Annotated in this window: 23 protein-coding genes and 1 tRNA gene; 9 read left to right on the top strand and 15 right to left on the bottom strand. The window is 50.2% G+C overall.

Annotated elements, in window-relative coordinates; all coding sequences use genetic code 11:
* The first annotated feature begins 17 nt into the window (after nt 1-17).
* Nucleotides 18-863, top strand: a complete 846-nt coding sequence (gene hisG, locus JOD55_RS06345; protein WP_204399204.1) for an ATP phosphoribosyltransferase — start codon at nt 18-20, stop codon at nt 861-863.
* A gap of 96 nt (nt 864-959) precedes the next feature.
* On the opposite strand, the gene JOD55_RS06340 is transcribed toward hisG, so the two are convergent.
* The gene (locus JOD55_RS06340; RefSeq protein ID WP_338022212.1) at nt 960-2,057 is read right to left on the bottom strand and encodes a DUF3866 family protein; all 1,098 of its coding nucleotides are present in this window, start codon (nt 2,055-2,057) and stop codon (nt 960-962) included.
* A 31-nt stretch (nt 2,058-2,088) separates the two neighbouring features.
* On the opposite strand from JOD55_RS06340, the gene JOD55_RS06335 reads away from it, so the two are divergent.
* The 6 genes from JOD55_RS06335 to lnt all read left to right on the top strand — a co-directional run bounded on the left by JOD55_RS06335 (nt 2,089) and on the right by lnt (nt 9,997).
* Nucleotides 2,089-3,183 (top strand): WYL domain-containing protein, encoded by a 1,095-nt coding sequence (locus tag JOD55_RS06335; protein WP_204399203.1) that lies wholly within the window; start codon nt 2,089-2,091, stop codon nt 3,181-3,183.
* A complete protein-coding gene (locus tag JOD55_RS06330) occupies nt 3,183-4,157 on the top strand; it encodes a helix-turn-helix transcriptional regulator (protein ID WP_204399202.1) in 975 nt (324 codons plus the stop codon). Before JOD55_RS06335 ends, JOD55_RS06330 begins: the two co-directional genes overlap by 1 nt.
* Complete coding sequence (locus tag JOD55_RS06325; RefSeq protein ID WP_204399201.1) at nt 4,154-4,525, top strand: hypothetical protein; 372 nt, start codon at nt 4,154-4,156, stop codon at nt 4,523-4,525. Before JOD55_RS06330 ends, JOD55_RS06325 begins: the two co-directional genes overlap by 4 nt.
* Nucleotides 4,522-5,433: a diacylglycerol kinase family protein gene (locus JOD55_RS06320; protein ID WP_204399200.1), complete on the top strand. Its 912-nt coding sequence runs from the start codon at nt 4,522-4,524 to the stop codon at nt 5,431-5,433. The genes JOD55_RS06325 and JOD55_RS06320 overlap by 4 nt, the downstream gene beginning before the upstream one ends.
* Nucleotides 5,434-5,440: 7 nt before the next feature.
* Nucleotides 5,441-8,053, top strand: a complete 2,613-nt coding sequence (locus JOD55_RS06315) for a DEAD/DEAH box helicase (RefSeq protein ID WP_204399199.1) — start codon at nt 5,441-5,443, stop codon at nt 8,051-8,053.
* Nucleotides 8,054-8,458: 405 nt separating this feature from the next.
* On the top strand, nt 8,459-9,997 hold the full coding sequence (gene lnt, locus JOD55_RS06310; protein ID WP_204399198.1) for an apolipoprotein N-acyltransferase: 1,539 nt from the start codon (nt 8,459-8,461) through the stop codon (nt 9,995-9,997).
* Nucleotides 9,998-10,182: 185 nt separating this feature from the next.
* On the opposite strand, the gene JOD55_RS06305 is transcribed toward lnt, so the two are convergent.
* From JOD55_RS06305 to pepN, 5 genes are all read right to left on the bottom strand, one after another.
* The gene (locus tag JOD55_RS06305) at nt 10,183-10,536 is read right to left on the bottom strand and encodes an RNA polymerase-binding protein RbpA (RefSeq protein WP_204399197.1); all 354 of its coding nucleotides are present in this window, start codon (nt 10,534-10,536) and stop codon (nt 10,183-10,185) included.
* Between the two features lie 456 nt (nt 10,537-10,992).
* Nucleotides 10,993-11,514: a MerR family transcriptional regulator gene (locus JOD55_RS06300; RefSeq protein ID WP_204399727.1), complete on the bottom strand. Its 522-nt coding sequence runs from the start codon at nt 11,512-11,514 to the stop codon at nt 10,993-10,995.
* 240 nt (nt 11,515-11,754) lie between these two features.
* Entirely contained in the window at nt 11,755-12,504 is a 750-nt protein-coding gene (gene ftsR, locus JOD55_RS06295; protein WP_204399196.1) for a transcriptional regulator FtsR, read from the bottom strand.
* Nucleotides 12,501-12,962: an FHA domain-containing protein gene (locus JOD55_RS06290; RefSeq protein ID WP_275587023.1), complete on the bottom strand. Its 462-nt coding sequence runs from the start codon at nt 12,960-12,962 to the stop codon at nt 12,501-12,503. Before JOD55_RS06290 ends, ftsR begins: the two co-directional genes overlap by 4 nt.
* 107 nt (nt 12,963-13,069) lie before the next feature.
* On the bottom strand, nt 13,070-15,601 hold the full coding sequence (gene pepN / locus JOD55_RS06285; protein ID WP_204399195.1) for an aminopeptidase N: 2,532 nt from the start codon (nt 15,599-15,601) through the stop codon (nt 13,070-13,072).
* A 121-nt stretch (nt 15,602-15,722) separates the two neighbouring features.
* On the opposite strand from pepN, the gene JOD55_RS06280 reads away from it, so the two are divergent.
* Nucleotides 15,723-15,796: transfer RNA gene (locus JOD55_RS06280), tRNA-Pro, on the top strand.
* Nucleotides 15,797-15,943: 147 nt separating this feature from the next.
* On the opposite strand, the gene JOD55_RS06275 is transcribed toward JOD55_RS06280, so the two are convergent.
* From JOD55_RS06275 to xerD, 9 genes are all read right to left on the bottom strand, one after another.
* Nucleotides 15,944-16,282, bottom strand: coding sequence for a DMT family transporter (locus tag JOD55_RS06275; protein WP_204399194.1), 339 nt, complete (start codon nt 16,280-16,282; stop codon nt 15,944-15,946).
* Complete coding sequence (locus JOD55_RS06270) at nt 16,282-16,599, bottom strand: DMT family transporter (protein ID WP_204399193.1); 318 nt, start codon at nt 16,597-16,599, stop codon at nt 16,282-16,284. The genes JOD55_RS06275 and JOD55_RS06270 overlap by 1 nt, the downstream gene beginning before the upstream one ends.
* The gene (gene der, locus JOD55_RS06265) at nt 16,599-18,014 is read right to left on the bottom strand and encodes a ribosome biogenesis GTPase Der (RefSeq protein WP_204399725.1); all 1,416 of its coding nucleotides are present in this window, start codon (nt 18,012-18,014) and stop codon (nt 16,599-16,601) included. The genes JOD55_RS06270 and der overlap by 1 nt, the downstream gene beginning before the upstream one ends.
* Nucleotides 18,015-18,108: 94 nt before the next feature.
* Complete coding sequence (locus JOD55_RS09350; protein WP_204399192.1) at nt 18,109-19,902, bottom strand: prephenate dehydrogenase; 1,794 nt, start codon at nt 19,900-19,902, stop codon at nt 18,109-18,111.
* Nucleotides 19,902-20,657, bottom strand: coding sequence for a pseudouridine synthase (locus JOD55_RS06255; RefSeq protein WP_204399191.1), 756 nt, complete (start codon nt 20,655-20,657; stop codon nt 19,902-19,904). The genes JOD55_RS09350 and JOD55_RS06255 overlap by 1 nt, the downstream gene beginning before the upstream one ends.
* Nucleotides 20,654-21,220 carry an SMC-Scp complex subunit ScpB gene (scpB, locus tag JOD55_RS06250; RefSeq protein WP_204399190.1) on the bottom strand — a complete coding sequence of 189 codons (567 nt, stop codon included), beginning with the start codon at nt 21,218-21,220 and terminating at the stop codon, nt 20,654-20,656. Before scpB ends, JOD55_RS06255 begins: the two co-directional genes overlap by 4 nt.
* Entirely contained in the window at nt 21,213-22,064 is an 852-nt protein-coding gene (locus JOD55_RS06245; RefSeq protein ID WP_204399189.1) for a segregation/condensation protein A, read from the bottom strand. The genes scpB and JOD55_RS06245 overlap by 8 nt, the downstream gene beginning before the upstream one ends.
* Nucleotides 22,051-22,908 carry an AAA family ATPase gene (locus JOD55_RS06240; RefSeq protein WP_204399188.1) on the bottom strand — a complete coding sequence of 286 codons (858 nt, stop codon included), beginning with the start codon at nt 22,906-22,908 and terminating at the stop codon, nt 22,051-22,053. The genes JOD55_RS06245 and JOD55_RS06240 overlap by 14 nt, the downstream gene beginning before the upstream one ends.
* 31 nt (nt 22,909-22,939) lie before the next feature.
* A complete protein-coding gene (xerD, locus tag JOD55_RS06235; protein ID WP_204399187.1) occupies nt 22,940-23,896 on the bottom strand; it encodes a site-specific tyrosine recombinase XerD in 957 nt (318 codons plus the stop codon).
* Nucleotides 23,897-24,027: 131 nt separating this feature from the next.
* On the opposite strand from xerD, the gene tkt reads away from it, so the two are divergent.
* Complete coding sequence (gene tkt, locus JOD55_RS06230) at nt 24,028-26,103, top strand: transketolase (protein ID WP_204399186.1); 2,076 nt, start codon at nt 24,028-24,030, stop codon at nt 26,101-26,103.
* Nucleotides 26,104-26,108 lie beyond the last annotated feature (5 nt).

Below are 26,108 nucleotides of genomic sequence, written 5' to 3'. Positions count from 1 at the left end.
GAAAGAAGTTCAGCATAATGTTGCGTATTGCAGTGCCGAATAAAGGCGCGTTATCTGAGCCAGCATCACAGATGCTGAGGGAGGCTGGTTACCGCCAGCGTCGAGAGTCACGTGAGCTAGTGTTGTTTGACGAAGAGAATGATGTAGAGTTCTTTTTCATTCGGCCACGTGATGTTGCTGTTTACGTTGGCGCAGGGACGGTCGACGTCGGTATCACCGGTCGTGATTTGCTCCTCGACTCGGGTGCGAATGCGATTGAGCATCGTTCATTGGGCTTTGCGCGTTCAACTTTCCGATTTGCCGCTCCTGGGGGCGAGACTATGCAAATTGGCGATTTGGCCGGTAAAAGGATCGCCACGTCTTATGATTTCTTGCTAAAAGCTTATTTGAGCGAGCATGGGATCCAAGCTGATGTGGTGCATCTTGATGGGGCAGTGGAATCTTCGGTGCGGCTCGGTATTGCCGATGCGATCGCGGATGTAGTCGAAACCGGTTCGACGCTTCGCGCCGCTGGCCTGCACGTATTTGGTGAGCCTTTGTTGCGTTCAGAAGCAGTACTCATTCGCAATGCCAATGCAGAAATTTCACGTGAACTGCGGATTCTTGACGGTCGTCTCGAGGGCGTCATTGTGGCGCGTGGCTACGTGCTTATTGATTACGATTGCAAAGAGGAAATTTTAAGTCAGGCGGTGAAGCTCACGCCAGGTTTCCAATCTCCGACGATTTCGCCTTTGCACGACGACGGGTGGATCGCGGTGCGATCAATGGTTCCGAAAAAAGACATGAACCGCGTCATGGATGAACTCTATGCTGCTGGCGCACGTGGAATCATCGTCACGCCGCTGCTAACATCGCGAATTTAGAGTTTTGAAGCACGGAGCTGAACAAGGTGATCGGCTCACGATGGCTCAACTTAGTGTGGGGGTGGCCTATAGCATTATAGGCCACCCCCACAGCGGTTATTTCATAAGCTCGTTTCCGACGTATCGGCCGGCGGCTGCAGCAGCCAAGAAGTTGATTGTGTCTTGAGTGAGATCTCTGCCCATGGTTCGTAATGAGTAGGGCAGATCGTGAAGCATTTCCAGTAAACCTTGCGAGTTAATTTCCTCGATGCGAAGGTGTGAGTAAGAACTTAGTTCAGCTAGCTGTGAGCTGATGAGGGTACCAAGTTCGGTTCCCATAAAGCTTGTGCCAAGTTTTGGCGTTGGAACTATACACGGGCGCGTCACCACATCTTCCAAAATGCGCATACTGTGATGAGAAATGCCAAAATGGCGTTCGCGTTGATCTGCCTCAGACATACGCAGGGCAGCCACGGGAATACCACCAAGAATACCTGCGGCGTTAAGCGCTTCACCGATAGAGGTACCGGAAAATCCCCATCGTGTGCCAGTACCGAGATTGCCTGGACCTTGTGCAACCACAGCAACATCGGCATTCCATACGTGCTTTGCAGCGAGTAAACCGGTATAGATATTGACGGCTTCTAAATCTCCACCGAAAGCTTGCCCGCACGATATCGTTCCTAAAATATCGCCTTGTTCTCTCATCCGATACGCAAGTTGGGAAAACCACGCAGGGAGGGCACCGCCGTCGCCCATCACATAAGCGATACGCGCTTGGGGAGCTACCTCTTTAATTCCGCCCACAATAGCCGGAAGCGCCGAGTGTAAATCTGCTGCGATGACGTGCATCGCATCAATATCTTTCGCATCGGCGAGTATATCGTGATAGTCAGATTCCTGTTCGTCAACGCCTTGCACCATAAATTGAGTGGGGGTATACCGATTTTTCACAATATGCCCTGGTTGCGGCGGCGGGTCAGCAGGCAGGCGATCTGGCATCGCCACAATGAACATGTAGCCGCCGGTACCGAGTCCGCGTTTGACAGCGGCGGTGGAGAGTAATACTGTATCGCCAACCTCTGGCTTACCCACCATCGGATAGTATGCGAGAGCTTTGCCAGTGGTGCCATCGTCGAGCGCTACTTGGTATTCGCCTGCATCTGCCCAGGACTGTTGAAATTGAATAATTTTGCCTTGCCGCCAAATAATCACATATTCAGTTTAGTGCACTAAAATAAGATTCATGGCGAATAACGGAGAGAATCGCACAGGAGAGCGCAGAATCACGCTCGCGTTCTACCTGATGGAACGGCGAGCTTCGTTGTCACATATTCGTGCGCTGCCTGTGTATAGTGAGCTTTTTCAAGACAAATCATTTGAGACTTTTCGCGATATAGTCGAAAAAGATATAAGAGTTTTGCGCAGTTCTGGTTATCGCGTTGAGCAGGCAATGAATCAGCTTGGCGAATATACCTATTGGATTAATAATTCTGCTGGTATCAAAGTCGACGCTAAAGATGCGGATTTGAGTGTGCTCTACGGGGTGCTTGGGCATAAAGGACGCAACGATGCGGAGCAATTCGTGCAAATGGGAGTACATAAACTCCTTGCAGACGTTCCGAGCTCGGAATATGCACATACTTTTCGCACCAATGTACCGCGCGGTGATTACATCGTGGATATCGCAAATGCCTTGCAAAACGAACAGCTGATCGAATTTCGCTACCAGTCGGGTGCGAAGAATACTGAAGCTCTTTATGTTGTTCGACCACACCGTATACACGTGCATTTTGACTCGTTCTATTTCTCCGGCTGGGAAGTTAGCGTCAACGGCGTCGATACGGGGGCGCGTCGTATCTATAAGGTTTCGCGAATAATCGCGGCTCCGAAGTTCTTAAAGAAAAACGCTCACAATCTCGTGCAAATCAGTGCGCCTGGTTCCTTAACCGCTGGTTTTGCAACAGCTAGCGCTTCAACCAATGATCCCTCAATTAACGGTTCGTCAACTAATGATTCCTCTACTGATGAATCTGCGAAGAAAAGGCGTGAGAGTTCAGATGCGAATTCAGATTCTGACGCATTTGCGCCGGTAGAAGCGACGATTCGAGTTCGAACTGGTACATGCACCCCGTTGGTGGCAATGGCGAATTCTATGGAAGAAATTTCGTCTGATTTCCAGCGCGCCATTTTTATTGGCATCGACAAACACGAATTATTCGATTACCTCATCTTTTATGGAACTGATGCCTATCTTGAATCCCCAAAGGAACTGCGGCAAGAATTCATCGTTCGGTTGAGCCATATTATGGCATTGTGTGACAGAGAGTGGGAGAGCTAATGATCGATCTGTCTCTGGCCCTAAAAATTTCTGTGCTCTCTTATCTGCAAACCCATGGACCGATGCCTTTGGGTGAATTAGCTGCGCATTTTCATCAATCCGTGAAAGATATGCACAAGGAATTAAGAGAACTTTTTGTGGTTGAGCTCGTCGATGGAGAAGGCGGGTACTCCTCATCGGTTCCCATCTCGATGGAGTTGGAACCCGATGCTGCCGGGATTGTTTCAGTGTCGCAAATAGAGCCAGTGGCGCCTGCACTGTTTACTTTGGCTGAAATCATCGGATTGCTGGGAGCGATTGATTTTTTGCTCAGTGCTGCCCAAGAATCACAGCGGTCTTCGCTGCTTCACTTGCGCAATACACTCGTCAGTGCAGCTCAACAAGCTGGTTTTGGGTCTGTATTGTGGTCTGCTCCAAGCATCAGGTACGCCCATGATGTCACTGCAATGCTCGATCATGCGATTTCGCAGCGCCGAAAGACCACATTTCACTATTGGAAATCTAACGCTAATGCCCGTGCAGAATCTGTAGAGGTAAGCGGATACCCGATCGCGATTGACTCCGGTTACCATCCGCTGGTGGACGTTTTAGACGAGCAGGAAAATATTCGATCCTATCGGTTGGATCGCATTGCCAATGTCTCGATTTCCGACGACGCCATCTCGGCTAAGTCTTTTCAGCATGCGCAACGAATGGCCAAGAACGAACCGATGGAATTTGTGGGGGAGCAGGTGATACTGCGCTGCGATCCAAGTGCACGTTGGGTGGTAGAATCCGTGCCTAACACACAGTTCGTCACTGATGACGGTGAGCTTGTGATCACTTTGTCTGTTGTTAATCGGGGATGGTTGCGCTCTTTGCTGGTGCGACTCGGCTCAGCAGTACACAGCATTGAACCGCGGTCTTTTCTCGCCGAAGATCTTGATCATATCCGGCATATACGAGAACAGTATGAGAGTATAGACGAGCAATGATTATATTTTGGATTTTATTTATTGGGCTTGTGTGCCTCACTGCATATCTGGTTTTCTTGCTGTTTGGCTTATGGAAATCTGTACGTGCACTTTTTGGCGCAGGAAGCGGATTTGCACAAGCCTTTTCAGTGCATGCACTTCCACATTTGCGTCAGTACGTGAAGTCACGTTCGGTATTCGAATGTCCAGATCGTCGTACTCAAGCTGCACTCAAGCACCGACAACTTGTTGAACAACGCCAAGAAATACGAGCTCAAAAGCTTTCTCGTGCTGTCCAGCGATGGGACGATGCCGAAGATTTTGAAACGAGATTTAGTTCTGAGCGGCGTGAAGAAGCTCGAAGAATTCGGGAGGAAAACCGAAAGTGATTATTGGAATCGCGTTGAATCCTGAGTCGGGAGCAGGTCGCGCTGAAAAATATCGCACACAACTACTGAAAGTGGTAGAGGAATACCCAATCGACGTCGTCTGGCTTACTGCGCAGGACGCAACGCAGGCACTGTCTGTTATGCGAGAAGCGGTTAATAACGGCGAAATTGATGCGCTCGTCGTCGTCGGAGGGGATGGAATGATTCACCTCGGAGTCGAAGCCGTTGGCGATAGCGGAATTCCTTTGGGAATTGTGGCCGTTGGCTCTGGAAACGATATTGCACGCGAATTTAAGCTGCCCATACACAATATGGAAGATTCTCTCCACCAAGTGATCACCTCGTTGTTTGCACGCAGATATTACAAAGTCGATGCTATTGAGATTGAGTCGGCGGAGGGAATCAAACGGGCGATGGCGATCGTGAGCCTTGGCCTTGATGCTGACGTCAACGAGCGCACCAATCGCATGAAATGGCCACGCGGCAATATGCGATATGTGCGAGCAATCGGGCAAAGCATACGCAATTATCGGCCTTATGGTGTAAAGATTTCTGCAAATGGGCATACCGGAGCTGGGTCAATGACGCTGCTATGCGTGGCCAATACTCGCTATGCCGGTGGAGGATTCGCTCTTGCTCCCGCTGCTAAACCGAATGATGGCTTGCTCGACGTGGTGATTGCGCGAGGACTGTCATTAGCGGAGTTCGGTTCGCTCCTGCCTCGACTGGCGATGGCTAAACACACAGCTGACGAGCGCGTTCACCATTTTAGAACTACTGAAATCACTGTTGAAGCCGATACTCGTTTTGGTGATCATCCGCCGGCAGTGATGGCCGACGGCGAGTACATCTGTTCATTGCCAGCAACAATTCGCGTCCGGCCGCGAGTTATCAAACTAGCACTGTAAGGACATAATGCGCGATCTCATTACTGAAAATTTTCTTGATGCGTATCGAAGTCGTGGCATTGAACTCGATGACTTTCAAAAGGACGCAATCGCTGCACTGGCATCGGGTTCTGATGTGCTGGTATGTGCACCGACTGGCTCCGGAAAGACGGTTATTGCCCAGTATGCGATTGAATTGGCGCTTGCAAAGGGAGTCCGCTGCATCTATACGGCTCCGATAAAAGCGCTGTCGAATCAGAAATATCGCGAATTCGCCCAACTCTTGGGTGAAGAAACGGTAGGACTGCTCACTGGCGACACGGTTGTAAACCGCGATGCGCAAATACTTGTTGTAACCACAGAAGTTTTGCGCAATATGCTGTTCCAGCGCGATAAAGGAATTCAAGATATTGGTTATGTAGTGCTCGATGAGGTGCACTATCTTTCTGATAAAGTGCGCGGTCCTGTGTGGGAAGAGATCATACTTCAGCTTCCGAGCCATGTACGCCTGGTGTCACTTTCTGCGACGATTGCCAATATTGATGAGTTTTCGCATTGGTTGCGTTCGGTGCGAGGCAAAACGACGACGATCACGAGTTTTCATCGGCCGGTTCCGCTGCAGCAGTCCTTGCTTCACAAGGCGAAGATCACGCCGATTCTCAATAATCAGGGCGATCTCAATGATGAAGCAGTAGCAGTGATATCGGCACTTAACCATCGCGGCGCGTACAGTGACGGCCGACGCCGGGCACGTAAGGTATCCCTTGCGCAGCGTAAACGAGTGATAGCGGCGCTGGACGAACGCGATTATTTGCCGGCAATTGAGTTCATTTTTTCGCGTAAAGGCTGCGATAATGCCGTTAAGGATCTCTTAGATGCAGATATCGTTTTAACGACTGCTGAGCAGCAGAAAGTGATTCGCGCTCAGGTCAAAGAATTGCGAGAAACGCTTTCAGACGATGACGCTCGAGCCGTTCGCTTTGCGCTGTGGTCAAAGGCTTTGGTGCGCGGATTCAGTGCGCATCATGCCGGTATGTTTCCGGCGATTAAAGAGCTGACGGAGCGTTTGATGGTGCAAGGCCTGCTCAAGCTCGTCTACGCTACTGGTACGCTTTCACTTGGCATTGATATGCCCGTGCGCGCCGTCGTCGTCGAAGATCTTCATAAATGGAACGGAAGCGGTTTTTCGGACTTAACGGCTACGGAATATACGCAACTCATAGGGCGCGCTGGTAGGCGTGGAAAAGACGAACGTGGTTACGCATTTGTGTTGGCGTCGGCGGATATTGATCTTGGCACACTGGAGCGGCTTGCCATTGGTGCGATGGAACCACTCGAATCGGCATTTTATCCCTCATACAATACCGTAGTTAGTCTATTGGCGATTCACGGACGTGACGAGGCTCGCGCAATTATGGGAACATCCTTTGCGCAGTTTCAAAAGAATGCCGATTTAGGGCAGATTCAAGGGCGTATCCAGCGAATTCAGCGGCGAATTAGCGAACTTGAGGGCGAATTAGAAGACCGTTATCCCGGCATGGATGTGGTGCAGTACTTGCAACTTCGGCAGCAGTCTGGGCGGGCATCTAAAGCTCAGCGTAAAGCGGCGAAAGAAGAGTATCGTCGCGTTGTGGAACAGAGTTGGCGCAATGCAAAGACAGGGCACTTATACGCTTATGCGCGCGATGGTGAACTTGAATATGGAGTTGCGTTATCTGTATCGAAAACGAAGATTCGGTTAGTGAATATATTTGCCGAGATGGTGTGGCTGCACTCCAATGAACTCTCTTCTGAGCTGCGTGATTTGGGCACAATCAAGATGCCATTTGGTATATCGCCAAAAGATCTTGAAGTGCGCGAAGATATTGCTCAATCTATTTTGGACGCGATAGATGAACGTTCTGAGCTCGGCACTGATCGTGATTTGGTGGATTCATGGGATCGTTTTGCGGTGCGTGAGAACTCTGATCTTGTGGCGCACCCGGTGCACCGGCACAGTAAACATAAAGCTATTCTCAGTGACGCGACTGAGTATTTGTCGTTAGAGGCGCGTTTGTCTGAATTGAGCGCGCTTGCGGAGAGTTTTGAAGATTCTGTGGCAAAAGAATTTGATGCCACTGCCGATATCCTCAACTATCTTGGGTACTTGCAGGATTATTCGCTTGCTGGAGGAGCACATCTGCTGCGCGGAATTCATAACGAATCCGATTTGCTGATTTCGATGTGTCTGAACGAACCGAGTATTGCTGAGCTAACTGCTAGCGAATTTGCGGGTATTTGCTCGGCGTTTTTAGGGGATCGGCGATTGGGCAAGGGGTTCCCTCGCAAGGCAAAGCTGCGTGCAGCATGGGCTGCGGTTGAGCGCAATTATGACTATATTTTCGATATTGAGCAGCGCTTTGGGATTCAAAGAACGATCGAGCCTGATCCGGGTGGAGTTGAAGCCTTTGCGGATTGGGCAAATGGTGAAAAACTTGACGTTGTATTAACAAAATCTCATATTGATGTGGGTGATTTCATCAGTGCATCGCGGCGTCTTCTCGATCTATTAGGCCAGCTTAAAGTGGTTGGATCTGATTTTTGGTTGGGGGATTTGGCGGCGCAAGCTATCGCGAAAATCAGGCGTTGGGAGTGGTTATAAAGTAGATCTGACTTGCGCCTAGCTGGGGAGTTCTTTAGCGTATATGTCTAGACGCAGATATGAAAATGTGTTTGCAAGCTCCGATGTATTCCGATAGAAAACGCGTATGCGGTCCGAGGGGATACATGGGAGCTTGTGCTTTTTGAGGGTTTGGAGAGTCAGGGCATCGGTGACAGGCCAGGCGGCTCTTGCGATTGTGCCGGACGTCGGTGACAAAACAGGACGCCGGTAATAACACAAGACATATGTGAGAACAAGGTGGCTTCGCGAGAACCAAAAACATATGTAAGAACACAGGCGGCTTCACGTTTTGGTGCGGTTTTTGCAACATCTCTATATATGTTGAGATGTTGCAAAAACCGCCCACGTATTTTGATTCACCACACTAAACGTTAGAATTTTGGAGTGAACTTTCCCCGTGTATCGAGTTGGGCTCCATCTGCATTACTCAGTGTTATTGCAGGTGTGGCCTTATATTGCGCTGCTCAGCCACTAAATTGGTGGCCGTTGGCATTCGTGGGCGTGGCAAGTTTGTGGTTCTTGAGTAATGGCGGGCTTCTTTCACGGTTTTGTTGGGGAACGTTTGCGGGTTTTGTGTACTTTTATCTTCTTTGTGACTGGGCAGCTTTGGCTGCTCGCACAGAACTCGCGAGGTTCGCACTTGCATTAAGTCAGGGATGTTTTGTTGGCATTCTTTTAATGACCTGGGCTTATGTCCATCGTGGATATAAAACGGTTCTCGCACAAAGACCTCTAATATCTCTTTATCTCGTTGCAGCTATTGATGCCTTGCTGTGGGTGGTGGCTGAACAATGTCGCGCTACCGTTCCTTTTGGCGGAATGCCGTGGGGAAGCCTTGGGTTTTCCTTAGTCGATTCGCCCTTAGTCAATCTCAGCCCGTGGGGGTCGGTTCAACTCGTTGAATTTATTGCGGTATTTTCTTCCATACTTGCTGCAAGCGTGCTGTGTTCCTTACGCGAGCGGGCGTTGTTTTCTGCGATTGCAGGGCTATCGACGTCACTTGTTTTGATCATTGCGCCAAGTTTTATAGGTTTTTCGGTTCCAGGATCGGCGAGTATCCGCATTGGCGTGGTACAAGGCAACGTGCCAGATGAAGACACGCTGAAACCGGATGAGTCGCGGGCACTCATCGTGACGCAAAACCACGCACAGGCAACTCGGAAAATTTTAGCTCAACACCCTGACCTCATTCTTTGGCCAGAATCCGCATCAGATCGCGATATTCGCCAAGATCAAGAGGCCAATAACATTTTGAATTCGCTCATGAAAGAATCAAGGGGAGTGCCCTTGATGTTGGGTACGCAGCAATACGCAGGCAATACGCGAACTAACGACTATATTGCTGTGACGGGCGACGGCGTTGTGGGAACGTATTCCAAGCAGCATCCGGTTCCGTTCGGGGAATACCTTCCATTTCGTTCGTTCATTGAACGGATCGTCCCCGAAGCTAAGAAAATTTCAGTTGATATGATACCGGGCGATAGTCGAGCTCAGCTAAGTGTTACGGCAGGTGGGCATAATATCGTTGCTGCAGTTCCGATTTGTTTTGAAATTGCTTATTCGCAGATCGTGGCAGACGGCGCAGATGGGGCAAATCTGCTGGTAGTGCCAACGAATAATGCATCGTTTGGCAGATCTGGAGAGCCTTTGCAGCAGCTTGCAATGACTCGTTTTCGGGCGATTGAGCATGGAAAATCTGCGATTCAAGTTTCCACATCGGGCACATCAGCAGTGGTTTCAGCAAGGGGAGTGGTGCGCTACCAAACCGACCTATTTGAGCAATCTGCTGTGGTACTAGACGTTCCTTTAATTTCGTCGCAAACTTTTGCCACGAAAACAGCGAATGTGCGCCAATATTTATGTTTTGCACTGGGGATCTTGTGTTTAGCTGGGGCAACTTATCGTTTAGTGCGTCAGCGATGACTTAAGTAGCTGAGTTAGTGTAATAAAGCAGCGTAAATGCCAGCCGGTAAAGTTGCGGCAGTTTCTTGGATTAATTTTGCTGAGTTTGGCGAAAAAATATGCCCAGCTGCTGTGCTGGTTAAACCTGTGGGGATGACCTCAAATAAGGCCATCCCCACAGGGTCAAATTTATATTGCGGTAATTATCAGCGCATACGTTTATACAGTTTTCCCTCTCGAAGAAGCGCTAAACGCTCGTCAAGAAGCTCTTGTAGTTCTTTGGTAGAACGACGCTCAAGCAGCATATCCCAGTGAGTACGCACTGGTTTTTGATTCTTTTCTTCTTCGTCGACCTGAGCACCGATTAGTCGTGCTTCAGAACCGCACCGGCATTCCCATACCGTTGGAGCTTCAGCATCTGCAGCAAGGGTGACGACGAAGCGCTGTTTGTTATCAAGGCATTCGTAGGTAACCTCACGGCGATCAACAAGCGCGACGCCGATATCCGACTCCAAGGAATTCGCGCCAATTTTCATGCCACGTAGTGAGCGTTCCACCATAAGTATATTTTTCTTTCTCTACAAAATATTTAGCCTAATGCGACTCTACGTAAATTAGAACGCACATTATGCTGAAATTATTTCTCAGATTTCATCACAGGTTGATGCCAGCTAAGCACAAGCTTGTACTACACGTACAGCCGACGCATCGGCTTTCGTTCGAAGTTTTCTTTGAGAAACTCTTCGTGTTGAGCTTTGCCTAACGGCTCTAAGTCTACCGTATTTAGCGATACTCGAAAAATGTGCACGCAGCTGGTTGGCATAACACACAAATGAGCAAAGCGCCGATAATACATATTATGTCAAATTTCCTTTTACTTGCATTACGGCATCGGATATGGGCCCATGCGCTTCACTGCCCTATTGACGTATTTAATGCCTATCCCTCATTGAAGTGAGCTATATATGCGGGTGGTGGCGACTTTTTGAAGTCGCCACCACCCGCAAAAACTATTTTCACATTGCATTGCGTGCAGCACGTCGAGCTGCGAGTTCATCAACAATGCCCGAATGATCGCCACTGTTGAGTCGCTCAGTTGGAAGTTCTGAGAGCGATCCTTCAACTTCACGCCATACTCGGCTCAGTGCAATACCAAATACGCCTTGTCCAACGTTGATAAGATCAATAACCTCATCGTTTGACGTGCATAAATACACGGAAGCGCCGTCAGACATTAACGTTATTCCTGCTAGATCATCTACTCCGTGTGTTGACAGCTGTTCTACGGCTGTGCGGATCTGCTGAAGTGATACTCCAGTGTCTAGCAGACGCTTTACCACTTTGAGAACTAAGATATCGCGGAATGAATAAAGCCGCTGCGAGCCTGAACCTTGTGCTGAACGGATCGTTGGTTCTACTAGACCAGTGCGATCCCAATAATCAAGCTGGCGATAAGTGATGCCAACAGCGCGGCAAACAGCCGGGCCTCGATACCCTGTTTCCATATCGAGATCTGGTAATTCGTCTCCGAACAGCATTTGCTGTGCACGCTGCGGATGGACGCCATGCGCGGTTGCGTCACTATTCACGTCAGCCCTCCTTGTTTTCTACTAGCTTTAAGGTTAGACCGGAATTGCGACGATTTCAACGCTGACACTCTAAATATGTTTGGCGTGTCGCGCCGGCATGTCTCAAGTTGTACTTGAAGAAGCAGTTCGGTCAGATTGCGAGCCAATAGGGTTTAACTGTTCTTCGCAATGTGCTTCATATGAGTTCAACTATCGCAGCTCAACGTCAATACTCTCGAGTAATAGTGCTCGATAATAGTTCGTGAGCATCGTGCTTAACTCCCCTGTTTCCACGATCACGCGCTCTTTTGCTACAGAATTCTTCTTTGCGCGCTCATTAGCGAGTAAATTTACGAGGTTCACAGCATGGGCATGAGCCGATGTGCGCACTGATTTCAAGCTACGAATATCCACGCCGACTTCGGTTAGCATGAGCGCATAGCGCACAATATCAACCGCTTGAGCCGTGAGCCTACCTCGCGAATCTTGAGTAAGCAGACCAGCGGCGATGAATCCTTCAATCTCAGTGGTGGAAGCACCTGTAAGAGCTGCCAGTTCGTCTTTATGAAGACGCGTGCCTGGACGTGGAGTGTGAACGTCATTTTCGCGCACAACTCGCATTTTCCCTGGATGCTCAGAGTGTACTTCGCCAGAATCTAGCTGCTTGAGCATTTCTTTAATCTGCGGCAATCGAGTATAACGATCGCGCTGCTCAACTAAAATGAAGCGAAGTCGCTCAATATCGGCATACGAAAACATGCGCTGATTTGAGTCGGTACGATGAGGTTGGATGAGCTCCAACGACTCGTAGTATCGAATTTTAGATGCCGCTAAAAAAGGAAATTCGCTGTTCAACGCCGCGAGGACTTCCCCAATTTTCAGAGTTGGTTCGTGTGAGACATCCTGTGGCCACGTCAGCCGTTCCTCGTGAAATAGTTCAGCTTTGACTTCAGGAGTCATTGAGCCACCTTAGGGGAAGCAAAAAATGTGAGCTGATATTTCCCAATACGCACTTCATCACCGTTGGTCAATAATGCTTCTTCCACAAGCTCCTGATTCACATAGGTGCCGTTCAAAGAGTGCGCATCGCGGACGTAGAACTGATTGCCTTGCCGCACAAAATGCGCATGACGACGCGAGACGGTGACGTCATCAAGGAAAATATCCGACTTGGGGTGACGCCCCGCCACTGTCTCGTCAGAATTGAGCAAAAACCGAGCTCCATAATTCGGCCCGCGTCGCACGATAAGAAGTGCCGACGACGCAGGCAAAGCTTCTATCGCAGCGCGATCATCGGCGTCGAGACCTTTCACCTCACCAAGTGAGCTATGGAAACTTCCCATGATAGTGAAACGCGACGTAGACGAAGGATCTTGCGAACTAGCTGACATGTGTACGTTGAGTTCTTCGTTCGACATTTCACTCCCCTAGCCTTGGTAATTATCTAATCTTATCTTAGATTGTGCACTCTTAGTAATGCATCTTCGGACTTGAACTGATCGTGATTGAGCTGTGTTTCAATTCCTTAAGCCCGAGCCTGCGCTCTTAACTTTCGCTGATAGTCATCGCGGCAGTCTAGGATGATCTTGCGTAAAGCTGCAGGAGTTCCTGGCTTATCAAGCCATGCAGTCGCATCAGCGAGATCAGATTCAGATTTGCCTGAATCGAGGTCAGGTGCAGGATACAGGCCGTAAATGATACGTTCTGCAATCTCTTGGGAGTAGCGCTGCCAAATGCTCTCGATATGGTCAAAATAGTGCGGGAACGCCGATCTTGCCTCATCGCTATGGCATGAATGAGTAAAGCCGTCAACCAAAGCCTGCACATGAGTATTGGACAGCGTATTAGCGTTATTGAGCAACAAATCAATAGTTTGAAGCCGGGTATTAGGCATGCTTGCAACCGCTTGACGATACGCTACTTCATCTGAAGCACTGGCACTTCGAGCGAGCTCAGTATCGAGGTCCTCAAGCGAAACTTGAGAATGTGCGGCAAGTGCAATCAGGATTTGCCAGCGTAAATCTTGATCTTCAAGCTCATTGAGCTGATGCTTCAAAATCTCGCAGGTATGTGGCAAGAGACTTCCGGTCGCCGCGAGCGTGCGCATCCAAATAAGCGTCTGGTCTCGCTTCAAATCGCTATAATCGGACACTTGTCGATGCGCTAGCGCGAATAATTCCTTGAGAAGATCGTTACGTGTGCAACCTGGCTCAAAATTTTTAGCTGCAAATAGCATCGTCTGCGTGCGCTGGGAAAGTAATGCGGAATCGGCAAGTTGAGGCGTTGTCGAAATATATGCCAAGTACTGCCGCGGAGTAATTACCGCATCGCGAACCGCTTGCCACAAAGCCGTATTTATTACCGAACGTGAGAGATCGTCGTCGACGTCCATTGAAAGAAAAGCCGCAAGCGAGCGAGAGTCGAAACCAATCTTTGCATAGGTTAAAGATTCGTCGTTTGGAAGAATCGCATCGGCGTCGTCTCCCCCGAGCTTGGACCACGGGATAAACGTCTCGGATGTAACTTCGACGTCTGCCATACCAATTCTCTGCAGGCGATTTTCAAAAGCTTTCCACGCAGATACTCTAATCCGATGCGGGCGCGTGATCTTCTCTCCGGTCAGAGGCTCAATTCCCTCTTGACGAATCATTACGCCGTCTTCCTGTCGCTCAACGGTCAGCGTTGAAACGCCTGCCGTTTGCAACCACTGCTGTGCCCACAAGCGCACGTCTTTACCTGAGGATTCTTCGAGTGCGATCAATAGATCATCGAGAGTGGCGTTGGAAAAAGGATGAGCGGCGAAATATGCACGTGCGCCTGCAAAAAACGCTTCCTCGCCTACCCACGCCACAAGCTGGCGCAATACAGCTGCACCCTTGGCGTAGGTAATGCCATCAAACACCTGATCAGCGGCCTCAAGATCCGGGACGTCGGCCACAATCGGATGTGTCGTCGGGTACTGATCGTTTTGAAGAGCCCAAGCCAAGCGTCTGCCTGCAAAACTCTGCCACGCTTCGGTGTATTGAGTTGCCTGTGCGCATCCCCACGCGCCCATAAACTCGGCAAATGATTCTTTTAGCCATAAATCGTCCCACCACTGTGGCGTTGTGTAATCACCAAACCACATGTGCGACATTTCGTGAAGAATTGTATTTGCTCGTCCCTCGCGTTGTGCGCGAGTTGATTGACCACGATGAATATATGCTGCTTCATTGAATGTCACGCAGCCCGGATTTTCCATGGCACCGAGGTTGTATTCAGGTACGAACACCGAATCGTACTTCCCCCACGGATAAGGCACTCCATATGCCTGCGGGAAGAGGTTGAGACCTTGCTTTGTAACGGTCGAGATATCTTCAAAATCAAAGTGCTCAGCAAGAGTTGCTCGGCAATAAAAGCCCAGCTTAATTGTCTGCAAAGCTAGCACTGCTTCATCGTTGAAAGCCACATATGGCCCGGCAATGAATGCTGTGAGATAAGTCGACATGCGCTGCGTAGTGGAAAAATGCCTGGTTGTACACAACTCCCCTAGTGAATTCTCAGGGGAACTTTCGCATGATTTTTCTTCCCCATTAGACAAAACGGTCCATGACTCAGGAGCGCAGATCGATATATCGAATGTAGCTTTCAAATCAGGCTGCTCAAAGTTCGCAAATACGCGCCGTGCGTCGGCTGGTTCGAACTGGGTGTATAGGTATGTTTGCCCATCTAGCGGGTCTTTGAAGCGGTGCAGACCTTCTCCGGAGGTTGAATATACGCCTGTAGCGTGGATCTCGATAGTATGTTTACCCTGGTTGAGCTGGCCAAAGGTGATGCGTGCGCCGTCGTACTGAAAATCTCTTTCTGTTCCGTCGATTTGGACGTTTTGTACCGAATCGCCGATAAAATCAACGAAGACGTCGCCCTCGTTGAGTTGCGTTAGCGTAATGCGCGAGCTTGTGCGAAAGGTGTTAGTGGCACTAGGCGCTTCTGAAACGTCAAGCTTGATCTGGTAGGAGTCAATAACAAGCGAAGAGCTGCGCAATTGTGCTTCTGTGCGGGAAAGATTTTCAGACATGCATTAATTGAATAATGTTTTTCTTCCTGGGGCAAATTCCGCAGTCGATTAACATGGATCGGGCAATATAGGCTATTATCGTTGAGTCGAAAGATGAAGCTATGAGTTTCACGAACGACGACGGGCTATGGCGCAGTTTGGTAGCGCACTTGACTGGGGGTCAAGGGGTCGTGGGTTCAAATCCCGCTAGCCCGACTCAGCAAAACCGCGAAAATGTGCGGGAAAATAACGTGACGGCTTTGCGAAAAATAGGGCAACTCCCCCATTAGTCCCCCACATGATATTCTTCTTGGCTGTCATTTTGACCTCATCACTAACGAGGTCTTGGCACATTACTGGCGTTTATTGCGATGAATTATCCTTACGAGATGACTCAATCTTCAAACCAATTACGGCAACGATTATTCCTGCCAGTAACAGCGCTCTTATTCCAGTAAATGTGTCTGTACCCGTGGTAAACGCTATTGCTGCCGTAAGAACTGCTCCTATTCCAACCCAGACCGAATATGCCACCGAAATAGGGATCGTCTTAGTTGCGAAACCTAAACCGAGCATAGACACGCACAATCCAATGAAAAAGATGACGCTTGGAAAGAGCACAGTTAAGCCTTGTGAATGCGCCAGAGCCGTTGCCCAAACTGCCTCACACACTGCACTTCCAATGAGAATTAGCCATGCCATCAGTCGAGCACCTTCAACCCAACAATGCATGAAATAAGCAGCAGAAGTAGCAATAGTTTAGCCAAGGTGAACTTCTCTTGCTTGCGAGCAAGAGAAACAATCGCGGTAATCGATGCTCCAATTCCCGTCCAAACGGCATACGCCGTTGCCGTGGGGATATACTTCATCGCATAGCCTAAACCGAGCATAGACAAAACTAAGAACCCGAAAAATATTCCGGTAGGCACTCGCTTTTTGAAGCCTTGAGACTCCGCTAATGCTACAGCCCAGGCGGCTTCTGCAATACCCGCTAAAAGGAGCACAAGCCAAGCAAACATTACTTGCGTTTTCTCTTTTCGCGCACTCGCACCGAAATCTGAACTGGGCTTCCCTCGAATCCGAACTCTTCGCGCAAACGCCGCTCCAAGAACCTGCGGTAGCCGTGTTCGATAAAACCTGAGGCGAACAGTACAAATTTTGGTGGGCGGTTCGCTACCTGCGTGCCGAACAAGATGCGCGGCTGCTTACCACCACGCACTGGATGTGGATTAGCCGCCGCAATCTCGCCGAGGAAAGAATTGAGTTTACCGGTGGAAACGCGTTTGTCCCACGATTCAAGTGCGGTGTGCATGGCACGGGTGAGACGGTTTGTATGCCAACCGGTTGCAGCCGAAAGATTCACTCGCTCAACCCACGGCATCTGCACAAGTTCGCGTTCAATCTCACGGTCGAGCATGAGCCGACGCTCTTCATCAACCAGATCCCACTTATTGCACACCACGACCATCGCGCGACCCGAGTCGATCACCTGCTGCATCACACGGATATCTTGCTCAGTCAGCTCTTGGGAAGCGTCAATCAGCACAAGTCCGAGTTCGGCCTTTTCAAGTGCACCCTGTGTGCGCAATGAAGCGTAGTAGTCGGCACCATGAGTCAAATGCACCCGACGCCGAATACCTGCGGTATCGACGAATAACCACTGCTCATCATCAAGCTCGATAATTTCATCCACTGGATCGCGAGTAGTACCTGCTAAGGGGTCAACTACCACGCGGTTCTCCCCTGCTAGCCGGTTGAGCAGTGAGGACTTTCCAACGTTCGGACGCCCAATCAGCGCGATACGGCGTGGACCGTGTTGGGGACGCAACTTCGCAGTGGCAGATACATCAGGGAGAACGTCGAGCACGGCGTCGAGAATATCTCCAGTGCCACGCCCATGAAGTGCTGAAATTGGATACGGCTCGCCAAGTCCCAAGGACCATAGATAGGCGGCGTCAGCCTCTTGGTTTGGAGCATCAACCTTGTTAGCAGCAAGAATGACTGGTTTGCCGCTACGGCGCAACAAGCGCACAATTTGCTCGTCAGTATCAGTAGCACCAACGGTCGCATCGACGACGAAAAGCACCGCATCTGCCTGCTCAATCGCGTACTCGGACTGTTGAGCTACTGATTTATCAATACCAGCTACGTCAACTTCCCAACCGCCGGTATCCACAAGCGTGAAAGTGCGTCCATTCCACTGCGCGTCATAGCGCACGCGATCGCGAGTCACACCTGGTTCGTCCTGCACAACCGCCACTCGCTTGCCCACAATGCGATTGACGAGCGTCGATTTACCCACGTTTGGACGTCCCACTACAGCAAGTACTGGATAACCAGGGTTTTCATCTTGTGAGGAAAACTCGAAGTTTTCTTCTAGATATGTGAGGTCTTCGTCGTCGAGCTCGTAATCAGCGAGAAATGACCGCATCATTTCGGCGCGTTGAAGATCGCCGTCATATTCGAACTCCTTGCCCGAATCGTCGATATGCGTTTGCGCTGGGAAGTTATCTTCAGAAAAATCGTGTTCAGCCACGGCAAACCTCCGTCGTTAGCGTCTCTATTGCGTTCACTACCTGCTCGATCGTCAACTCAGACGAATCGATGGTGGTAACGCCGTCTTGTGCAGTCATAAATTCAGATACTGTCGAGTCGTCGCGGTCCCGTCGCAAGACTTCGTCACGCGTCGCTGCAAGTGTGGTTGCGTCGTCGCTCCCTCGCACTTCTAAAGCACGACGCCGCAACCTCGCCTCCTCAGAAGCTGTCAGTAGCACACGCACGTGCGCATCTGGGGCGACGACGGTCGTAATATCGCGCCCTTCAGCCACGATGCCGCGACCGTGGGAGAAACTATCGGGTTTTTGCGCCTGGGCAATAATCTCGCGCTGGCGTGCTTTCATATTTGCACGCACGTCAAGATTCGTTGCAACCTTGGAAACCACTTTAGACAATTCCGACGTGCGTATCTCGGCAGATACGTCGTGACCTGCACAAATGAAGCGCGGATTTTCTGGATCGAGACTGATTTCTAGTGGCATCGACAGCGTAGCCTGATATACGGCCTCTTGGTCATCAAGATCAATGCCCTGGTGCAGAGCCCACCAAGTCGCGGCACGGTACATTGCACCGGTGTCAAGATACGCCAAACGCATCTTTTTTGCGAACATTCGTGACACAGTCGATTTTCCAGACCCTGACGGCCCATCAATAGCTACGACGAGAGGCATGGCACCCTTTCTTGACGTATTAATTATCTGCCAGCCTCGTTGTTCGAGACCAACTTCAAGTTCGTGAGCATTTGCTGGCAGTACCGATAACATTGCGCGACCAGCAGGTTGCTGAGGAGAATGTTCCAAGCTGAAGTCTTCGATATTGATTCCAATCTCGCCTACTTCTGAGAAGAGTCTGCCGAGCTCTGCGGGTTTATCTGGCACTAATACGATAACTTCAGCGTAGCGCGTCGGGGCGCCGCCGTGTTTTCCAGGGATACGTGCTACACCGTCATTTCCATCTGCAATGACGTGCGAGATGACGTCAAGACCAGACTCCGAATCAATTGCGCTGATAAGCGCGTAAAGATCACGAGAAATATTCTTCAATACGCGAGAAATCTCTACTCGATTCTCAGAAATAATCGAGGTCCACAACAGCGGATCGGACTGTGCAATACGAGTTACGTCGCGTAAGCCTTGCCCAGCAAGTTCGAGGGACGTCGTCTGTTCCTCCAGCAACGAAGTAGCCACGAGTGAACTCATGATCTGTGGCACATGCGAAACCACGGCGACGGCACGGTCATGATCAGCAGCGTCCATAGTGATGAGCGCGCCGCCCATATCAACGGCCAAATCGCGTATGACCCCTACTGCTACTGCCGAAGATTGCTCGCCCGGCACAACGACCCAAGGACGTCCAATGAAGAGATCGGCATCTGCGGCAATAGCACCCGAGCGTTCTTTACCAGCCATAGGGTGTGAGCCAACCCAGCGAGATGCTTGCGGATGAGACTGCAGGCCACATGCAATTTTTGACTTCACCGACGACACATCCGTGACGATTGCGTGAGGATACTGATCGAGTGCTTGAGAAATAACGGGTATCGTGACGTCTGGTGGAACTGCAACTACCACAACACTTGGATCGGTTACTGGCGCAGTGGTACCCGCACCGAGGTCTTGAGCTAGATTTGCAGCAACAGGCGAAGTGTCTTGAAGATGAACTTCCACGCCTAAAGCTCGTAGTCGAAGACCAATGGAGGTGCCCAAAAGACCGGTGCCAATAATAAGCACCGGAGAATTTGTGAGCGCCGGGGAAACGAAATCCATCACAGATCGACCAGATTCATCAATGCGCTGAGCTCGGATCCGCCAATTACACGTGTTTGACCAGGCTTAAGACGCCCAATCGTAATATTTCCAAACCGGGTGCGCACTAGCTCCATAACCGGATGCCCAACTTCTTCCATCATGCGACGCACAATGCGGTTTCGCCCAGAATGAAGAGTCACTTCAATAATTGAGTTTTTACGTGCCGATTCGCGTAATACGAACTCGTCAACTTTAACTGGACCGTCCTCGAGCGTAATTCCCTTTTCAAGAACTTTACCTAGACCGCGGGTAACAGTACCCTCCACTCGTGCGATGTACGTCTTTGGTACTTCAAATGAGGGGTGAGTCAGACGGTGCGTCAGCTCGCCGTCGTTCGAGAGCAAAATCAAACCCTCGGTATCGACGTCGAGGCGCCCAACGTGAAAGAGACGCTCAGCTCGATCTTGTACAAAGTCCTGCAAGGTCTTTCTGCCTTGATCGTCCTGCATAGTAGAGACGACGCCCGGTGGCTTGTACAGCGCAACTGTAAGTTTCGATTCATCAACTTGTATACGGTTTCCATCAACATGAATGGCAACTCGAGCTGGGTCAACGCGAATTCCCAGTTGCGTTACGATATGGCCGTCAACGCTCACGCGCCCTTCTTCGATAAGTTCTTCGCAGGCGCGCCGGGAGCCAACTCCTGCATGTGCGAGAATCTTTTGGAGACGCTCTCCTTGGGGATCGTGTAAATCTTGCGTAATTCGGCTCATCGTATTTCCTTTTCGACGTCTTCTAAGTCTTCGTTCTCGGGCAAATAAGGTGCGAGAGGTGCCAATTCTGCCAAAGAATTCATACCCATTCGTTCCAAAAAGTAATCAGTAGTTCCATACAGGCTGGCACCAGTTGCAGCTGTTGTGCCAACTTGCTCAACAAGCCCGCGAGTTTGCAATGTTCGAACTACCGAATCTACCTCAACTCCGCGAATTGCCGCAATCTGTGCACGCGTTACCGGTTGCCGATAAGCGATGACTGCAAGGGTTTCCAATGCCTGTACTGAAAGTTTATTGGATTGCCCCGCGGTTACAAAGTTTCCAACAATATCGGCGTATCGAGGGTGCGAATAGTAACGCCAACCGCCACCAACTTCACGCAAGACAAAGCCACGCACAGTCGTTGAATCAGATTCGTATTCGTGAGCAAGTGCACGAAGAAAAGCGTCAGTTTCTGATTCTGATATGCCCAATGCGTGTGCCAGAGCGTGAGTGCTGATCGGCTCTTGCGCAACCATCAAAATCGCTTCGAGTGCACCTTTGAGAAAAGTTTCGTCATTCATCGGTGTGGCCAGCCTCCCTCGAATTCGCTGAGTGATTCTCGTTCTTCTCACTAGCGCTACCGTCATGAGAAGAATTAATACGTCGTATTACTAAAGGTCCAAGTGGAGTTTCTTGCTCAATTGCCAGTTCGCCTGAACGCGCTAGCTCTAAAACTGCAAGAAAGCGCGAAACCACAGTTGGTATATTTCGAGCATCAGCGCAAACTTGGGTGAATGAAATCCTATCGCCAATAATTAACCGTTCGCGCAGCAAAATTATTTGGGAATCCACCGGAACCAATGGATCGTGGAGATGATCTATCGCCACGGCTGAAGATTTTCGCGATAATGCCTGAGCTGCATATATAGCTAAGTCTGTTGCATCAACGTTGAACTCGAGTTCTGGAAGCATCTTCTTGAAATGCGGTTCAAGTTCCACATTTCGCGCAAAAGACAGACCTTGCTGTTGCAAGCGAACAGCAATATCAACCGCCACTTCTTTAAAAGCCCGATATTGAAGCAACTTGGCAAAAAGCAGATCGCGCGCTTCGAGTAGCTCGATGGTTTCGGCGTCGTCCTCTTCGTGCGGAAGGAGACGTGCAGCTTTCAGATCAAGCAAAGTCGCAGCAACCACCACAAATTCTGAAGCCTGCGACAAATCTAGCTCACGCTGCTTGGACACAAAGGCGAGAAATTCGTCAGTCACTTGGGCAAGCGCAACTTCAGTAACGTCGAGACGATGCCGAGCAATGAGCGAAAGGAGCACTTCAAAAGGCCCCTGAAATACATCAAGATCGACGGCGAAAGTAGCTTTGGAATCAGCAAAGAGATCGTCTTGATCCGGTTCAGGTTTATGCGCTGGCACCACGAGCAATCAGCTCTCGTGCAAGGCGCTTGTATGCCAATGATCCTGCATGTGACGGCGCGAAAGTCGTGATTGGCTCTGCTGCGATTGTGGCATCTGGGAATTTGACAGTGCGTGCAATCTTGGTGTCGAACACCAAATCACCAAAGCGCTCTTCAACCAGTTGAATCACTTCACGAGCGTGAATGGTGCGCGTGTCAACCATGGTGAGCAAAACGCCGTCAATCTTCAATTTCGGATTGAGACGGTCTTGTACGCGTTCAATTTGATCGACCAGCAAAGCCACACCGCGCATGGCAAAAAACTCCGCTTCAAGAGGAATAAGAACTCCGTGTGCTGCGGTAAGAGCATTGACTGTGAGCAGGCCAAGCGAGGGCTGGCAATCGACGATGATCACGTCGTATTCGTCTAGTACCGGGCGTAATACGCGCGCGAGTGACTGTTCACGTGCGACTTCGTTAATAAGCTGAATTTCCGCTGCTGAGAGCTCGATATTGGCCGGAACAATATCGAGGTTCGGCACTGAGGTATGGCAAATTACCTCACGCACATCGGGCTTTGCAGCGATCATTTCGTTGTAGATAGTGCGCTCAAGTGCATTCGCGTTGATACCTAAACCAGCAGACGCAGCGCCTTGCGGGTCGAAGTCAACGAGGAGCACACGGCGGCCATATCCAGCCAAAGCAGCAGCTAGGTTAATCGATGTGGTGGTCTTGCCCACTCCGCCTTTTTGGTTGCACATGGCAATGATACGAGCCGGGCCATGTTCGTTAATATCAGGCGGCAACGGGAAATCCCGCTCCTGATTAATCTCGTCAAGAAATGAAGTCTGTTCTGCAGTCACAGTAATAATCTACCCGAAATTTTTCGAATCCTCATTTATACCGAGCACGCGGATGAGTATTGGCATAAACTTCTTGGACGGTTTCAAGAGTCACTTTGGTATAAATTTGCGTGGTAGTTACTGAAGAGTGACCGAGCATTTCTTGTACTGCTCGCACATCTGCTCCGCCCTGAAGTAAGTGCGTTGCGAATGAGTGACGAAATGTGTGAGGCGAAATTCCCGCAATCTGTGCTCGCTGTGCCACCTCTTGAATAATTCCCCATGCGGATTGCCTAGAGAGGGCTTGGCCACGTTTATTGAGGAAGACGACGTGCGCTCCCCTGCCGTTTTGCGTTCCCTTTTGCGCCAAAGCGGGTCGCGATCTGGTCAAATACGCTTTGGTGGCTTCGATGGCATAGGAACCTAAAGGAAGAATGCGTTCATTTCTTCCTTTGCCAAATAACCTGATCGACGCTTCATCGAAATCAATATCGTCAATGCTTAAAGAGGTGATTTCTGAAATGCGCGCCCCGGTTCCATACAGCAGCTCGAAAAGTGCGCGATCACGCAAAGCGATGACGTCGTCGGAGGACGTCGTTGCCTCGATCAACCTGTGCATCTGTGCCACAGAAATCGCCTTGGGTAACCGACTCGGCATTTTGGGCGGGCGTACGTCTTTGGCGGGGTTGTGCGTCGATAAGCCCTCAAGAATCAGAAATTTGTGGAGGTTTCTTATGGAGGCCAGCATGCGATTGACGCTGCTCGCAGATAGTTTTTTGCCTAAGTTGCCGGTTTGCAGATCTTGAAGAAAATGTTCCACATCTTTTTCAGTAACATCAGCAAAATCTGAAATTTTGCGGGCTTGAATGAAATTTATGTAGTGGTCAATGTCTGCTGAATATGCGGCAATAGTGTGTTGAGAGAGTGCTCTTTCAACCCTAAGGTGCGCCAAATACTGGGCGACCTGACGATTCAGCTTCGCCGGAGAAGTTACGTCAAGTTTGACCATCAGACACACCTTTTCAAAATACTTAAAGTCCCACACATATTTATTTCAAAGACTATATCCTTAAACGTGGAAGACATTCATTATAAGCCAACCTAACCTGCGTCTTCGCATGGTTGTCAGGAGCCACATAAATGGAAAAGCTAAACTGGTCCGAACTAGATCAACGTGCAGTTGAAACTGGACGCGCATTGGCAGCAGATGCCGTACAGAAAGTAGGAAATGGTCACCCAGGTACGGCGATCTCGCTCTCTCCACTGGCATACATGCTGTTTCAAAAAGTAATGCGTCACGATCCTGCCGACGCCGAATGGTTGGGTCGCGATCGTTTCGTCCTGTCTGCAGGACACTCGTCGTTAACCCTATACAACCAGCTCTATTTTGCTGGCTACGGTTTGGAACTTGAAGATCTTGAAGCGCTGCGCACCGAAGGTTCGCTCACGCCTGGTCACCCAGAGTACAAGCACACTAAAGGCGTGGAAATGACTACCGGACCGCTCGGACAGGGTCTCGCCTCCGCCGTCGGCATGGCAATGGCAGCGCGCAGAGAACGCGGCTTACTCGATCCAGATGCGCCAGCAGGCGAAAGCCCATTCGACCATTTCGTTTATGTGATCTCTGGCGAAGGATGCCTCCAAGAGGGTGTTACTTCTGAAGCGTCGTCGCTGGCAGGAACGCAGAATCTTGGAAACCTGATCCTCATTTTTGACGAGAACCAGATTTCGATCGAAGATGACACTAAGATCGCATTTTCTGAAGACGTGTTGAAGCGCTACGAGGCCTATGGTTGGCATACTCAAGCAGTGAATTGGCGCAAAGACGGAGGCTATGAAGAGGATCTTGACGCTCTGTATGCAGCGATTAAACAGGCTCAGGCAGTGACGGATAAGCCCTCTATTATCAAGCTTTCGACTATTATTGGTTGGCCTGCTCCTACCAAGCAAAATACGGCAAGCGCACATGGTAATGCTCTTGGTGATGAGGAAATCCGCGCTCTCAAGGAGATCATTGGTCTTGATCCTGACGTCGCTTTTGGGGTTGCTCCTGAAGTAGTTGCGCACACTCGCGCGCAGGCTGCTCAGAATGCTGCGGCTGCTCGAGACGCTTGGGAAGCAAAATTCAACTCGTGGAAGTCGGCGCATCCGCAGCGCGCTGAACTTTTGGAGCGTATGCTCAAGCGCGAACTGCCTCAAGGCTGGGAAGCCAAACTTCCAGTATTTGAAGCTGGTAAGTCGATTGCTACGCGCGCTGCCTCTGGAGAAGTTCTCACTGCTATTAAGGATGTGCTCCCTGAACTCTGGGGTGGTTCAGCTGATCTTGCAGGCTCGAACAATACCACGATGAAAGGTGAGCCGTCGTTCTTGCCAGTGGAGCGCTCGTCGTCGGCATTCTCTGGCAACGAATACGGACGCACCCTGCACTTCGGTATTCGTGAGCACGCGATGGGTTCGATCCTCAACGGAATCACACTGCATGGCTTAACCCGCGTCTATGGCGGTACGTTCTTTGTATTCGCCGATTATTTGCGTCCGGCAGTACGCCTTGCAGCGATCATGAACGTTCCATCGATTTTCGTGTGGACGCATGATTCAATCGGCGTGGGCGAAGATGGTCCAACGCATCAGCCAATTGAACATTTGTGGGCATACCGGGCAATACCCAATTTTGATGTGGTGCGTCCAGCGGACGCTAATGAGACGGCTTACGCGTGGCGTGGGATTTTGGAGCGTACCGACCGCCCGGCCGGACTCGTGCTTACTCGCCAAAATCTTCCAGTTATTGAGCGCGGAGAAGGCGCCTTTGCTTCGGCCGAGGGAACGTTGCGTGGTGGTTATGTGCTCGCTGACGGTTCGGACGTCGTGCTGATCGCAACTGGTTCTGAAGTGTCTGTTGCCCTTGAAGCTCGTGAACAGCTCGCGAATGAGGGGATTTCCGCGCGGGTGGTTTCAATGCCATCGCTTGAATGGTTCATGGAAGAATCTGTTCAATACCGAGAGCAAGTCATTCCAGCAGCGATGAAAGCTCGGGTCTCGGTAGAAGCCGGTTCCACGTTCGGTTGGGCTGGAATCGTGGGCGACGCCGGTTGCAGCATTGGCGTGAATCATTTCGGTGAATCAGCAGCTGGTAACCGCCTATTTGAAAAGTACGGAATTACTGCGCAGGCAGTTGTGGAAGCTGCGAAGAATTCGCTTGCAACCGTCAATAGCTGAGCATA

Source organism: Arcanobacterium pluranimalium, assembly GCF_016907845.1.
Taxonomy (GTDB): domain Bacteria; phylum Actinomycetota; class Actinomycetes; order Actinomycetales; family Actinomycetaceae; genus Arcanobacterium_A; species Arcanobacterium_A pluranimalium.
The sequence above is the reverse complement of the archived record's forward strand: the minus strand, read 5'-3'. Positions and strand labels throughout refer to the sequence as shown.

Excerpts from the sequence above, each read along its gene's own strand:
- ftsR (WP_204399196.1), bottom strand. The coding sequence starts at position 12,504 with ATGACTCCTGAAGTCAAAGCTGAACTATTTCACGAGGAACGGCTGACG.
- JOD55_RS06305 (WP_204399197.1), bottom strand. The coding sequence starts at position 10,536 with ATGGTGGAACGCTCACTACGTGGCATGAAAATTGGCGCGAATTCCTTG.
- tkt (WP_204399186.1), top strand. The coding sequence starts at position 24,028 with ATGGAAAAGCTAAACTGGTCCGAACTAGATCAACGTGCAGTTGAAACT.
- JOD55_RS06325 (WP_204399201.1), top strand. The coding sequence starts at position 4,154 with ATGATTATATTTTGGATTTTATTTATTGGGCTTGTGTGCCTCACTGCA.
- JOD55_RS06290 (WP_275587023.1), bottom strand. The coding sequence starts at position 12,962 with ATGTCGAACGAAGAACTCAACGTACACATGTCAGCTAGTTCGCAAGAT.
- xerD (WP_204399187.1), bottom strand. The coding sequence starts at position 23,896 with ATGGTCAAACTTGACGTAACTTCTCCGGCGAAGCTGAATCGTCAGGTC.
- JOD55_RS06275 (WP_204399194.1), bottom strand. The coding sequence starts at position 16,282 with ATGGCATGGCTAATTCTCATTGGAAGTGCAGTGTGTGAGGCAGTTTGG.
- JOD55_RS06330 (WP_204399202.1), top strand. The coding sequence starts at position 3,183 with ATGATCGATCTGTCTCTGGCCCTAAAAATTTCTGTGCTCTCTTATCTG.
- JOD55_RS09350 (WP_204399192.1), bottom strand. The coding sequence starts at position 19,902 with ATGGATTTCGTTTCCCCGGCGCTCACAAATTCTCCGGTGCTTATTATT.
- JOD55_RS06300 (WP_204399727.1), bottom strand. The coding sequence starts at position 11,514 with ATGCTGTTCGGAGACGAATTACCAGATCTCGATATGGAAACAGGGTAT.
- hisG (WP_204399204.1), top strand. The coding sequence starts at position 18 with ATGTTGCGTATTGCAGTGCCGAATAAAGGCGCGTTATCTGAGCCAGCA.
- JOD55_RS06335 (WP_204399203.1), top strand. The coding sequence starts at position 2,089 with ATGGCGAATAACGGAGAGAATCGCACAGGAGAGCGCAGAATCACGCTC.
- der (WP_204399725.1), bottom strand. The coding sequence starts at position 18,014 with ATGATGCGGTCATTTCTCGCTGATTACGAGCTCGACGACGAAGACCTC.
- JOD55_RS06270 (WP_204399193.1), bottom strand. The coding sequence starts at position 16,599 with ATGTTTGCTTGGCTTGTGCTCCTTTTAGCGGGTATTGCAGAAGCCGCC.
- JOD55_RS06315 (WP_204399199.1), top strand. The coding sequence starts at position 5,441 with ATGCGCGATCTCATTACTGAAAATTTTCTTGATGCGTATCGAAGTCGT.
- JOD55_RS06255 (WP_204399191.1), bottom strand. The coding sequence starts at position 20,657 with ATGAGCCGAATTACGCAAGATTTACACGATCCCCAAGGAGAGCGTCTC.
- pepN (WP_204399195.1), bottom strand. The coding sequence starts at position 15,601 with ATGTCTGAAAATCTTTCCCGCACAGAAGCACAATTGCGCAGCTCTTCG.
- scpB (WP_204399190.1), bottom strand. The coding sequence starts at position 21,220 with ATGAATGACGAAACTTTTCTCAAAGGTGCACTCGAAGCGATTTTGATG.